General features: G+C 66.5%; 10 protein-coding genes and 1 tRNA gene. 5 read left to right on the forward strand and 6 right to left on the reverse strand.

Annotated elements, in window-relative coordinates; all coding sequences use genetic code 11:
- The first annotated feature begins 229 nt into the window (after positions 1-229).
- The 4 genes from ACTNAU_RS08930 to ACTNAU_RS08945 all read left to right on the forward strand — a co-directional run bounded on the left by ACTNAU_RS08930 (position 230) and on the right by ACTNAU_RS08945 (position 3,841).
- Positions 230-1,834: an MBL fold metallo-hydrolase RNA specificity domain-containing protein gene (locus tag ACTNAU_RS08930; RefSeq protein ID WP_185916089.1), complete on the forward strand. Its 1,605-nt coding sequence runs from the start codon at positions 230-232 to the stop codon at positions 1,832-1,834.
- Between the two features lie 95 nt (positions 1,835-1,929).
- A tRNA-Leu gene (locus ACTNAU_RS08935) sits at positions 1,930-2,016 on the forward strand.
- A 117-nt stretch (positions 2,017-2,133) separates the two neighbouring features.
- Entirely contained in the window at positions 2,134-3,132 is a 999-nt protein-coding gene (locus ACTNAU_RS08940) for an NERD domain-containing protein (protein ID WP_441098207.1), read from the forward strand.
- A gap of 82 nt (positions 3,133-3,214) precedes the next feature.
- Positions 3,215-3,841 (forward strand): SOS response-associated peptidase, encoded by a 627-nt coding sequence (locus tag ACTNAU_RS08945; protein ID WP_441098208.1) that lies wholly within the window; start codon positions 3,215-3,217, stop codon positions 3,839-3,841.
- A 591-nt stretch (positions 3,842-4,432) separates the two neighbouring features.
- Here the strand turns inward: ACTNAU_RS08945 and ACTNAU_RS08950 are convergent.
- The 6 genes from ACTNAU_RS08950 to ACTNAU_RS08975 form a co-directional block, all read right to left on the reverse strand.
- Entirely contained in the window at positions 4,433-4,987 is a 555-nt protein-coding gene (locus ACTNAU_RS08950; protein ID WP_185916086.1) for an inorganic diphosphatase, read from the reverse strand.
- Between the two features lie 66 nt (positions 4,988-5,053).
- The gene (locus ACTNAU_RS08955) at positions 5,054-7,954 is read right to left on the reverse strand and encodes an AAA family ATPase (RefSeq protein ID WP_441098209.1); all 2,901 of its coding nucleotides are present in this window, start codon (positions 7,952-7,954) and stop codon (positions 5,054-5,056) included.
- A gap of 4 nt (positions 7,955-7,958) precedes the next feature.
- The gene (locus ACTNAU_RS08960) at positions 7,959-9,086 is read right to left on the reverse strand and encodes an exonuclease SbcCD subunit D (protein WP_185916084.1); all 1,128 of its coding nucleotides are present in this window, start codon (positions 9,084-9,086) and stop codon (positions 7,959-7,961) included.
- A gap of 12 nt (positions 9,087-9,098) precedes the next feature.
- Positions 9,099-9,425, reverse strand: coding sequence for a branched-chain amino acid transporter permease (locus ACTNAU_RS08965; RefSeq protein ID WP_441098210.1), 327 nt, complete (start codon positions 9,423-9,425; stop codon positions 9,099-9,101).
- Positions 9,422-10,123, reverse strand: coding sequence for an AzlC family ABC transporter permease (locus tag ACTNAU_RS08970; RefSeq protein ID WP_059005421.1), 702 nt, complete (start codon positions 10,121-10,123; stop codon positions 9,422-9,424). Before ACTNAU_RS08970 ends, ACTNAU_RS08965 begins: the two co-directional genes overlap by 4 nt.
- Before the next feature lie 40 nt (positions 10,124-10,163).
- Complete coding sequence (locus ACTNAU_RS08975; RefSeq protein WP_185916082.1) at positions 10,164-10,730, reverse strand: manganese efflux pump MntP; 567 nt, start codon at positions 10,728-10,730, stop codon at positions 10,164-10,166.
- A 269-nt stretch (positions 10,731-10,999) separates the two neighbouring features.
- Here ACTNAU_RS08975 and fabV point away from each other — a divergent pair, with 269 nt between their 5' ends.
- Positions 11,000-12,181 carry an enoyl-ACP reductase FabV gene (fabV, locus tag ACTNAU_RS08980; RefSeq protein ID WP_441098211.1) on the forward strand — a complete coding sequence of 394 codons (1,182 nt, stop codon included), beginning with the start codon at positions 11,000-11,002 and terminating at the stop codon, positions 12,179-12,181.
- Positions 12,182-12,225: the final 44 nt, after the last annotated feature.

Consider the following 12,225-nt stretch of genomic DNA (forward strand, 5'->3'; position numbering starts at 1 on the left):
TCACCCTTCACTTTTCCCCGCCGCCGGGCAGATATGCGCCGCCCGCCGCCCTTTGCCCTTTTGCTGCAAAAAACAAAGCGGTTTTGTGAAGTCCACCAAAATCGCGATCCGTTCACAGAAATTGCGAAAACTGCGCACAGACCGGACATAAAGTGCCCTTACAATGAAAGCAGAGGGGGGAAGGGGCTTCTGGTCCCTTTGAATCCCCCTCCAAAAGGGGGAACGACCTGTGAAACTGACATTTTACGGCGCCGCGCACGAGGTCACCGGCAGCTGCCACTGCATCGAGGTGGGGAACACCCGCCTGCTGGTCGACTGCGGCCTACAGCAGGGGCGGGACGAAAAGGACAACCAGCAGCTCCCCTTCGCCGCCGCTAGCATCGACGCGGTGCTGGTCACCCACGCCCACATCGACCACTCCGGCCGGCTGCCCCTGCTGGTAAAGGACGGCTTTCAGGGCAAGATCTACGCCATCGACGCCACCTGTCGCCTCCTCTCCATCATGCTGCGCGACAGCGCCCACATCCAAGAGGTGGACACCCAGTGGGAAAACCGCAAGCGCGGCCGCTCCGGCGACGAGGGGGTGGAGCCCCTCTACACCGTGCAGGACGCGGAGCGGGTCCTGCCCCTGCTGACCCCCTGCCGCTACGGCGAGTTTGTGGAGATCGCCGACGGTGTGCGGGCCCGGTTTCAGGACGCGGGGCACCTGTTGGGCTCCTCCTCCATCGAGCTGTGGGTGCGGGAGGGGCAGGTGGAGAAGAAACTGGTCTTTTCCGGCGACATCGGCAACACCGACCAGCCCATCATCCGCGACCCCCAATTTCTCACCCAGGCCGACTACGTGGTGATGGAGAGCACCTACGGCGACCGGCTGCACGAGCCCTCCACCGACTATGTGGCCGACCTGGCCGACATCCTCAACCAGACCTTCGCCAAGGGGGGCAATGTGGTCATCCCTTCCTTTGCCGTGGGGCGCACCCAAGAGCTGCTCTATTTCCTGCGGGAGATCAAGGACCGGCACCTGGTGGGGGCCAACCCCCACTTCCCCGTCTACGTGGACAGCCCCCTGGCCACCGAGGCCACCCGCATCTACAGCAGCGACCTGCTTCCCTATGCCGACGAGGACACCCTGAAACTGCTCCACCTGGGCAGCGATCCGCTGGAATTTGAGGGGATGCGGATGTGCGAGAGCAGCGAGGAGTCCAAGGCCCTCAACGCCGATCCCACCCCCAAAGTCATCCTCTCGGCCAGCGGGATGTGCGAGGCCGGGCGGATCCGCCACCACCTGAAACACAACCTCTGGCGACCCGAGTGCACGGTGGTCTTTGTGGGCTACCAGGCCGAGGGGACGCTGGGGCGCGCCCTGCTGGAAGGGGCGCGGCAGGTCAAGCTCTTCGGCGAGGAGATCGCCGTCAAGGCCCGCATCGTCAACTTCCCCGGCCTCTCGGCCCACGCCGACAAAAACGGCCTGCTGCGCTGGATCGGCGCCTTCTCCCCCGCCCCGGCCCACGTGTTCGTGGTCCACGGGGAGGACGGGGTCTGCCGGCAGTTTTGCACGGCGCTGGAGGCGCGGGGCCTCTCGGCCCACGCCCCCAACTTCAGCGAGGTGTACGACCTGGCCGCCGGGCAGATCGTCAGCGCCGGGGTGCCCTTTGAGCAGCTGCGCCCCAAGTGCGAGCGCAAAAACGGTTCCTCCAACCAGGCCTTCGGCAGACTGCTGGCGGCCGGGACCCGCCTGCTGGATGTAATTGCCCACAACCAGGGCGGCAGCAACAAGGATTTGAGCAGGTTCCGCGACCAGATCATCGCCCTGTGCGAAAAGTGGGACCGCTGACCGATGGCACAAAAAAATCTCTCTTTTCCCAGTTGACGAACGGGGAGATAGATGCTATAATACAACCTGTTAAACGGCTTCCGGGCCGTTTACATGCAGATGTGGTGGAACTGGCAGACACGCTACTTTGAGGGGGTAGTGGGCGTAAGCCTGTGTGGGTTCAAATCCCATCGTCTGCACCAAAGGCACTCGGTCGATGACCGGGTGCCTTTTTTGTTTTCTTTTGTCCGCATCGGCGCAACCGTTGCGGGTCCTCCTCTTTTTCCCCTTTTTTGACAAATCGTCGCCCTGTTGATACAATGGCAGTACACTATACTAAAAGCTGCGGGCACAAGCGCTCGCGGCAACAGGGGGAGAGGGACATGGGGCTGTTCGAGAAAATCAAAGAGCCGGTCTTTTTAAAGCGGGACAGCAGCGCCGACGAACAGTTGGCGGCCCTACAAGCGCTGCGGGAAACCGCGCTCCCGGCGCTCCAAGAGCAAATCGACCAGGACATCCGCGCCCTACAAGCTGGGATCGCCGGGGAGAAAAACATCCTCTTTGAACTGGAGAACAGCCATCTGCCCATGTTTGTCCTCCGCGATTTAAATCTCGAGTTTGACGGGAAGAAAGCCCAAATCGACTTTTTGCTCATCACCCGCCGCCGCAATTACGTGGTGGAGTGCAAGAATCTGTACGGGAACATCGAAATTGGCAGCGGCGGGGACTTTGTGCGCACCCTCTCCTACGGCGGCCGCTTTCAAAAAGAGGGCATCTACTCCCCCATCACCCAAAATCAGCGCCACCTGGACTTGATTTTTGAGCTGCGCCGGGCGGAAAAGAGCAACGCCCTCATCCGCTCCCTATTTGAAAAGAACTTCTCTGAAAATTATCGGTCGGTCATCGTGCTGGCCAACCCCAAAACCGTCCTCAACACCCGCTACGCCAAGCGGGAGGTGCGGGAAATGGTTATTCGCGCCGACCAACTGGCCGACTATATCCGGCGCTCCAACACCCAGTCCAACCTGTCCTCCGCCAGCGATAAAGAGATGGAGGCCCTGGCCCGCTTCTTCCTCGCCCAACACCACCCCGCTTCCGCCGATTTTACCGCCAAATACCGGCAGCAGCAGGGCGAATCCGCCGAACCCCAGGCCGATCCGCCCCCCTCCTCTGCCGCGCACTCCCCCCAGCTTCTCTGCCCGCGGTGCGGGGCCCCCATGGTGCGCCGGCGGGCCACCCGGGGCCCCAACGCGGGGAAGGAGTTCTACGGCTGCACCAACTATCCCCGCTGCCGGGGCATTGTCAACATCGACCAGTGATGGGGTTCCCCCTTCTCCCGCTTTTCTCCCCCCTCTCTTTGCGCTATAATGAAAAAAAGCGCAAAGGGAAGGGGGAATTTCTATGTGCGGCCGCTACAGCCTGTACACCGAGCGCGAAAACGCCCAGCTGCGAGCCATTCTGGCGGAGATCGCCCGCCGCTACCCCGAAAAATCCAGCCAGGCCGCCAGCGGAGAGGTCTTTCCCTCCAACTGGGCCCCCGTCCTCGCCCACACCGGCAGGCGGATGGCGGCGGGGTTGGCCAGGTGGGGCTTTTCCTCCCCCAAGGGTGGGGGGCTTGTCATCAACGCCCGGGCGGAGACGGCGGCCGAGCGCCCCCTCTTTCGCGACAGCCTGCTAGAGCGCCGCTGCGCCGTCCCCGCCACCGGCTTTTTCGAGTGGGACAGATCCTGTCGCCCCAGCGCCAAATACCGCTTCACCCTGCCGGGCCAGCCCCTGTTCTACCTGGCCGGCTGCTACCGGTTGGAGGGGGGAGAGGCCCGCTACACCCTCTTCACCACCGCCGCCAACGCCTCGATGGCCGACATCCACCCCCGGATGCCGGTCCTCCTCGCCCCCGGCCAGTTGGAGGGGTGGCTGACCGACACCGGCGCCGCCCTCGCCCTGCTGGGGCAGACGCCGCCCCTGTTGGACAGAGAGCGGTGCGCCCCGCCGGAAGGGGACGAAATCCAGCAGGGCCGCCTCTATTAACGGCACAGTCAAAGCCATCGGTGAAACAGACGGCACACACCGGACCGAAAAGGGCGCCATCCAGGCGTAGCCCCTCAAGGGGCATCGAACGCTATCCCATCACACACTGCCGCCAGCAAAATGGCAATCTAGAACACCATTTCGCGTCGTCTGTCCCCCCCAAACCGCCTTTCTTTTTGCACCTTCAGCACGTTCTCGTTTAGAAGGCCGCCGTCAAGTCATTTGACTTTCCCGACGGAGTCAGGGGATCGGGGCACCAAAGCGACAAGCAAAATCGCCAGTTGAACTGGCGGCACGCACCGGCCCGAAAAGGGCGCTATCCAGGCGTAGCCCCTTCAAGAGCCGCCAGATGCTATCCCATCACACACTGCCGCCAGCAAAACGGCAATCTAGAACACCATTTCGCGTCGACTATCCCCCCAAACCGCCTTTCTTTTTTCGCCTTCAGCGCGTTTCCGTTCCGAAGGTCTTTTACCAAAGCCACTTGACTTTCCCGGCAGAGCCAGAGGTTTGGGGCACCGAAGGACAAAAAAAGCGGGCGGGTGCGAAATCGATCGCACCCGCCCGCTCTCTCTTTGTGTCAAGTGATTCCTAGTTCTCTTCGCCCTTAAGTCTCAGGCCGCAAAAGTGCACCTCGTAGCGCTGGATGCACTCGGCGATGATCTCCTCCGCCCGCTGGCGGCCCAGGGCCTCAGAGGTGGTGGTGTGGCCGTGTTCCAGCCCCTTGTACACCTCGAAAAAGTGCTTGACCTCGTCGCTGATGTGGGGCGGCAGGGCCGAAATGTCCTGGTAGAAGTTCCAGGTGGGGTCCTGGCAGGGGATGGCGATGATCTTGTCGTCCACCTCGCCGCCGTCGATCATCCGGATCACGCCGATGGGGTAGCAGTCCACCTCCACCAGGGAATCCAGGGTCTCGGAGCACATGACCAGCACGTCCAGGGGGTCGCCGTCGTCGGCGTAGGTGCGGGGGATAAAGCCGTAGTTGGCCGGGTAGTGGGTGGAGGTGTAGAGGATGCGGTCGAGCCGCAGCAGACCGGTGTGTTTGTCCAACTCGTACTTCTTTTTGGTGCCCGCCGGGATCTCGATGACCGCGGTAAAGGTCTCGGGCTTGATGCAGGCGGGTTCGATGTCGTGCCAGATGTTCATCTCATATTCCCCTTTTCTCTCGTCTCGCTCTGTCTGGCTTTAGTATAGCAAACGGGCGGCAAAGTTTCAATCGCTTTCTCGGCCGCCCCGGCGCACCGACGCCCGACTGCCGCCCCCCGGCAGGGGACGCACCGCCAGCGCCACCGGCAGCCGCTCCTCCAGCCACTCCACGTGGGAGATGATCCCCACCACCCGGTCTTCCCGCCGCAGCCGCTCCAGGGTGTCCACCGCGCACTCCAGCGCCTCGGCGTCCAGGCTGCCAAACCCCTCGTCGATAAAGACCGTCTCCAGGCTGACCCCGCCGGAGAAGAGCTGGATGACGTCGGCCAGCCCCAGCGCCAGGGAGAGGGAGGCCTGAAAGCTCTCGCCCCCCGAGAGGGTGTTCACGTGGCGGGTCTTGCCGGTGAGGCTGTCGAGCACCTCCAGGTCCAACCCAGAGGCGCGGTTTCCCTTCTCCCGCTCGGTGCGCCGCAGCAGGGTGTACTTGCCCTCGGTCATCCCCGCAAAACGGCGGTTGGCCGCCCGCACCACCTGGTCGAAATAGGCCGAGAGGACGTACCGCTCGAAGGAGAGCTTCTTGGCGTTCTGGCCGCTGGCCACCCGGTAGAGGTCCACCGCGTCCCGGTAGCCCTCGCCCCAGCGGTCGCGCTGGGCCAACAGGGCGGCAATGGCCTCCCTGCAACCGCCGTTCTGGGCCAGGGCGACCTGTCCCTCGGACAGCTGCCGCTCCAGGGCCTCCTCCTCGGCGGCCAGCTGTTCGCTCCGGCGGGCGGCCTCCTCCAGATCGCAGGGGGTCTTTCCCTCGTACTCTGCCAATCCCTCCAGCCGGGCCCGCCACTGGGCCCCCCGCTCCCGGTAGGCGGCGATCTCCCCTTCCAGGCGGCGGATCTCCTCCTCCCCGCCCTGGGGCAGGGCGTCGGCCCGCAGCCCCTGGCGGGCAAACTGCTGGCGGGCCGTCTCCTCTTCCGCCTCGGCGGCGGCAGCCGCTTCCCGGGCGCTCTCGGCGTAGATGTCCACCGCCTTTTGCAGGCTGGCCTGCCGCTCCTGGGCCCGGGAAAAGGCGTCCCGCCGGGCCGCGATCTGCTCCGCCAGGGCCTTTGCCTCAGCTTCGGCCGCGGCGGCCTCCCCCTCCAACTGATGGGGGAGAGGGAGGTCCGCCAGCTGCCCCCGCTCCTCTTCCAGGGCCTCCCGCCGGCTCTGTTGGCGGGAGGCGGCCAGCTCGCAGCCCGCAGGGGTGTCCAGCCCCTTGGCCGCCAGCTGGTCCAGGGGGATAAAGGCCGCCACCTGGTCTGCCAACTGCCGCTCCTCCGCCGCCAGCAGGGCGAGCTCATCTTTCAGGGCGGCGTCCTGGGCGGGCAGGTCCTGCACCCCCTGCAGGGCGGCAGGCAGGGCGGCGCGGCAGGCCGCCTCCTCGGCGCGGGCCCCCTCCGCCCGGCGGCGCAGGGCCTCCACCCGGGCCGCCGTCTCCTCCAACTGGGCGGCGGTGGGGATCTCGCCGCCCGTCCGGGCCGGGGCCGGGTGATGGGTGGCGCCGCAGACCGGGCAGGGCGCGCCCGGCGTCAGCCCCTCGGCCAGCAGGGCGGCCTGCCCCTGCAGGTGGCGCCGGCTCTCCTCCTGGGCCCGGCGCTGGGCCTCTGCCAGGGCCGTTTCCGCCTCCCCTCTGGCAAGGGCGGCCTCCCGCAGGGCGGTGAGGGCGCGCCGCTGCTCCTCCCCCTCTTGGCGCCTGTCCCGCAGCTGCAGGTATGTCTGCAACTGCCCCAGCCGCTGCAGGGTGCGCTCACAGCGGGCCAGCTCTCCCTCCACTCGCTCTCGGCGGCGGGCCTGTTCCTGCTGGCCCCGCAGGGCTTCTGCCCGGCGTAGGGCCGCGGTGCGGGCGGTCTCCTGCCCCAAAAGGGCCTCGGCCCCGGCCTGGGCGGCCTCCCAGCGGGGGCGGTTCTCCGCCAGGGCGCGGGCGGCTTCCTTCGCCTGCCGGCGGGCGCTCTCGGCCCGCTCGGCCGCCTCCTTGGCCCGGCGCATGGCCTGGCGGCAGAGTTCGGCCCGGCGGGCCAGGTCCAGGGCCTCCTCCCGCTGGGATTGCAGGGGGCCCTCCGCCTGCCAGGCGGCCCATTCGGCCTTGGCAATCGCCAGGGCGGCAATGCCCTGGTTTTGCCGGGCCAGGGCGTCGGGGTCCAGGGCGCGGTGGCGGGCAGCCACCTCCTGCCGGCGGGCGGCGGCGCGCTCCAGCTCCCCCTGGGCGGCCTGCAAGCTCTCCTCCAACTGCTGCAGGATGGCGTCGTAGTCGGGGTACTCCGCCCGGCAGAGCCCCTCTAACAGGCTGCCCGGCGCGCAGGCGATCTTCTCCCGCTCCACCTGAAGGCGGACGGTCAACTCCTCCATCTTGGCCTGGGCCTCCCCCGCCTGCTCCCGCAGCAGGTCCTCCAAGCGGCTGAACTTCTGGGTGCCGAAGATGCGTCGAAAAATCTCCTGCTTCTCGGCGCTGGAGGAGTCCAACAGCTTGCGAAACTCCCCCTGGGGCAGCAGCACGATCTGCCGAAACTGCTCGGCCGTCAGCCCCACCAGCTCCACCACCCGGGCGTCCACCTCCCGGATTTTGGAGAGCACCTCCCCCTTGGGGCCGGTGAGCACCGCCCCCGCCTTCACCGTGACATACCGGCCCTTGGCGTTCTGGCGCACCTGCTGGGGCTGGCGCTCGATGCGGTAGCGCTCGCCGCGGATGGCAAATTCCAGCGCCGCAGAACAGACGGCCGTCTCCTCCGCAAAGTCGCTGCGAAACTGTTCGGGCTGGCGGCGGTCGCCGCTGGCCCGGCCGTAGAGGGCGAACATCACCCCGTCGAAGAGGGTGGTCTTCCCCGCGCCGGTGGGGCCGGTGATGAGAAAGATGCCCTCCTCCCCCAGGGCCTCAAAGTCGATTTCCTGGCAGCCCCCAAAGGGGCCGAAGGCGCGCAGTTCCAGTTTGACAAGGCGCACGGCGCTACACCTCCCCTTCCAATTTTTCCAGCAGGGCGCGGATGGTCTCCATCTGGCCAGGGGTGGGCTCCATCCCCTTCACGTCCCTGTAAAAGGCCGCAAACCGCTCGTCGGTGGGCCGGTCGTCCTGGGGCGTGAGGTCGGGCAGGTCCTCCCCCTGTACCCGCGCCTCCAATTTGACCCCCAGCAAGTTGGGGTAGAGCGCCCGCAGCCGGCTCACCGCCCCGTAGACCAACTCGTTGTCGGCGATGACGGCGTAGAGGTAGTCCTCCCCCGGGGGGTGGAGGGCGCCGGACGCCAGCTCTTCAAAGCTGCCCCGCACCACCGCCAGGTCCCGGCGGACGGGCAGCCGCTCCTGGCGCACCGAAACGGCGCCGGCGGCGTCGATCTCCACCACCGCCACCGCCTTCCTCTGCCCCTGTTCCGAGAGGGAGTACTTGAGCAGCGACCCGCTGTACCGGGCCGTCTCCCGCCCGCAGGTCTGGGGGGCGTGCAGGTGCCCCAGACAGGCGTAGTCGAACCCCCGCAGGGCGGAGGCGGCCACCAGGTCGCCGGTCCCCACCGAGAGCTCGGAGTCGCTGCGCACCAGCTCCTCCCCCCCGGCAAAAAAGCCGTGGGCCACCAGCACGTTGGGCCCGGCGGGAAGGGGCGTCCCCTCCAGCAGCGCCCGGTAGGCGTCGGTGTAGGTGGAGTATTCCCCCTCCGGCAGCAGCCGCCGCAGCTGATAGCGGTCGGTAAAGGGGGCCAGGGTAAAGGTGACGGCGACCCCGTCGCGGCCGGTGACCGGCACCTGCGCCAGGGGGAGGGTGCAGCTCCCCTCCACAAAATAGCCCTCGCTGCGCACCAGGCGGTTGGCAAAGGAGAGGCGCTGGGGGCTGTCGTGGTTGCCGGCGATGGCCAGCACCTTCACCCCCATCCCCACCGCGGCGCTGACAAAGTCGTCAAAGGCGGTGACGGCGGCCGCCGGGGGCACCGAGCGGTCGTACACGTCCCCGGCGATGACCAGGGCGTCCGCCCCCTCCCGCCGCAACAGCTCCAGCAGGCCGTTCATGGCAAAAATCTGGTCTTCCAGCAGGGAGAATTCCCCCAGCACCTTTCCCAGGTGCCAGTCGGCAGTGTGGATAAACTTCACGCGCGCGCCCCCCTATCCGGCAAAGACCAGCTGCACCAGCACCATGTAGAGGGCGGTGCCCCCCAGGATGCTGATGGGGTTGTTTTTCTTCCACAGGTGCAGCCCCACCACCGCGGCTCCCGCCAGCAGTTCCGGCAGGCCGTAGGGGTAGGTCAGCAGGCTGACCCCCCGCAGGCAGTAGACCACCAAAATGGCCATGATGGCCGGGGGCAGCACTCGGCCCAGGTAGTTGACCCAGCGGGGGGTCCCCCGCTTGAAAAACCAGAAGGGGGCCGCCCGAGTCAAAAAGGTCACCGCCCCCACGACGGCGATTATTGCCACCACATGCCAAGCGCTCACTGCTCCCCCTCCTCTCCCAGCTTTTTCACGATCGGCCGCGAACAGGCCAACAGCCCCAGCACCGCCAGCAGCAGGGCGGGGATCAGGAACTTGTCCGGCCCCAGCAAAAGCAGGCAGGCCAGGGCGCACCCGGCCCCCCAGAGGGCGGGGAAGCGGCTCTTGTAGGCCTGCCACTGCTCGACGGCGATGACGATGAAGAGGGCGGTCATGGCAAAGTCGATGCCGGTGGTGTCAAAGGGGAGCAGCCCTCCCACCACCGTGCCCAGCACCGCCCCGGCGATCCAGTAGAGCTCGTCCAACAGGGCGATGGCAAAGAAAAACTGCCCCTGCTCCACCCCTTCCGGCGCCCGCTGGGAGCAGAGGAGGGAATAGGTCTCGTCGGTAAGGGAGTAGATCATGTACCAGCGCTTTTTCCCCATCTGGCGGAAGCGCTCGGTGAAGGAGAGGCCGTAAAAGAGGTGGCGGAAGTTCACCGCCAGGGTCATCAGCGCCACCTGCACCAGGGAAAAGCCGCCCCCCAGAAAGTTGAGCATCACAAACTGCATCGAGCCGGCGTAGACCGCCGCGCTCATCCCCGCCGCCCAGAGGGGGCCGTACCCGCCCTGGCGCAGCAGCACCCCAAAGGCAAGCCCCACAAACAGGTATCCCAGCAGCACCGGCACTGTGACCGGAAAGGCCGCGCGAAAGGCTTTTTTCAACTGTCTCCTCTCCCCTTTTCAACATCCCAGACCCGGGGCGTCAGCGCCCCAGGGTGTGTTCCAAAAAAATCTTGACGCCGATGCCCACCAGCAGCCAGCCCCCCACCACCTGGGCCCAGCGCCCCAGCAGGCAGCCGAAGCGGTGGCCCAGGTAGACCCCGACAAAGCAGCACAAAAAGGTGCAGCCGCCGATGATGGCCGCCGCCTGCCAGATGTTCGCCCCGATACAGGAGAGGCTGACCCCCAGGGCCAGGGCGTCGATGCTGGTGGCCACGGCCTGGCCCAAAAGCAGCCGCCCGGTGAGCCGGCGGGGGCGGGAGAGGGGTTCGATCTCCTCCCCCCGGGCCTCCCAGACCATCCGCCCCCCCAACAGCGCCAGCAGCGCCAGGGCCACCCAGTGGTCAAACCGGTGGATGTACCCGCTGAAGGTGTACCCGGCAAAAAAGCCCAGCAGCGGCATCGCCGCCTGGGCCAGGCCAAAGGCCGTGCCGCAGGCCAGGGCGCAGGGGAGCGGCCGCCCCCTGTGCGCCAACCCGTTGGAGACCGAGACGGCAAAGGCGTCCATGGCCATCCCCAACCCCAGCAAAACCATGGTGGCAAGATCCACGCTCTTCTCCCCTCCCGCCGGGCAGTGCGCCCGTGTGATACCGCAGTGGTCGTCGGCCATTGGGCAGGGGGCAAGCGGGTCTGTGCATCTGCCTGGCCATTATACCGCTATTTGTATGCACTCGGCAACCGCTTTACCTCTCCCCCCGCCCGCCGGGGGGTGGATTTTCCCCGCCAAATCCTCTATAATAGATGCGGCGCAGGCGCTCGGGCGGGCCGCACGGCCCGCCGGCGCCCCCTGCCCATTCGCCGCTAAAGGAGTTTTTTGCCATGATCATTGAACCGAAGATCCGCGGGTTTATCTGCACCACCGCCCACCCCGCCGGGTGCCGCGAAAATGTGCGGGAACAAATTGCATACGTCCGCTCGCAGCCCAAGACCGAGGGGGGCAAAAAGGCCCTCGTCATCGGCAGTTCCACCGGGTACGGCCTGGCCACCCGCATTGCCCTGGCCTATTCCTGCGGGGCCGCCACCCTGGGGGTGCAGTTTGAAAAGCCCGCCGCGGGCAAGCGCACCGCCTCCGCCGGGTGGTACAACACCGCCGCCTTTGAGGAGTTCGCCGCCGCCGACGGCCTCTACGCCAAAACCGTCAACAGCGACGCCTACTCCCAGCAGTGCAAGGACGAGGTCATCGCCAAAATCAAGGCCGATCTGGGCCAGGTGGACGTGGTGATCTACAGCCTGGCCGCCCCCCGGCGCACCCTCAAAGACGGGACCACCGTCTCCTCGGTGCTCAAGACCACCGGCAGCGACTACACCAACAAGACCATCGACTTGAAGGAGCGCACCCTCTCTGAAATCACCATCCCCCAGGCCAGCGAGGAGGAGATCGCCCACACCGTGGCCGTCATGGGCGGTGAGGACTGGGAGGACTGGATGCTCGCCCTGCAGGGTGCGGGGGCCCTGGCCGAGGGGGCGGTGACCGCCGCCTACTCCTACATCGGGCCGGAGTTGACCCACCCCATGTACAAAGACGGCTCCATCGGCCGGGCCAAGGACCACCTCTTTGCCACTGCCGCCAAGCTGGCCCAAGAGATCCCCGGCCTGCGCAGCTACCTGTCGGTCAACAAGGCCCTGGTGACCCAGTCCAGCGCCGCCATCCCCATCGTCCCCCTCTACATCTCCCTGCTCTACAGGGTGATGAAGGAGAAGGGTCTGCACGAGGGCTGCATCGAGCAGATGTACCGGCTGGTGCACGACCGGCTCTATGCCGAGCCCACCCCGGTGGACGGGGAGGGCCGCATCCGCCTGGACGACTGGGAGATGAGGGATGAGGTCCAGGCCGAGGTCGCCCGCATCTGGGAGGGGCTGAACGACGAAAATCTGGAGCAGTACGCCGACATCGACGGCTACTGGCAGGACTTCTACCAGATGTTCGGCTTTGACCTGCCCGGCGTCGACTACCAGGCGGACGTCGACCCCGCCGTGAAGATCCCCAGCATCGCCGAATAGTGCCGGAGCGGGCGGGATACCGCCCGCTCCTTTTGTGTTAAAGA

This window comes from Bittarella sp. HCP28S3_D9 (assembly GCF_052065655.1).
In the GTDB taxonomy this organism is placed as follows: domain Bacteria; phylum Bacillota; class Clostridia; order Oscillospirales; family Ruminococcaceae; genus Bittarella; species Bittarella massiliensis.

Excerpts from the sequence above, each read along its gene's own strand:
- ACTNAU_RS08950 (WP_185916086.1), bottom strand. The coding sequence starts at position 4,987 with ATGAACATCTGGCACGACATCGAACCCGCCTGCATCAAGCCCGAGACC.
- fabV (WP_441098211.1), top strand. The coding sequence starts at position 11,000 with ATGATCATTGAACCGAAGATCCGCGGGTTTATCTGCACCACCGCCCAC.
- ACTNAU_RS08945 (WP_441098208.1), top strand. The coding sequence starts at position 3,215 with ATGTGCGGCCGCTACAGCCTGTACACCGAGCGCGAAAACGCCCAGCTG.
- ACTNAU_RS08940 (WP_441098207.1), top strand. The coding sequence starts at position 2,134 with ATGGCAGTACACTATACTAAAAGCTGCGGGCACAAGCGCTCGCGGCAA.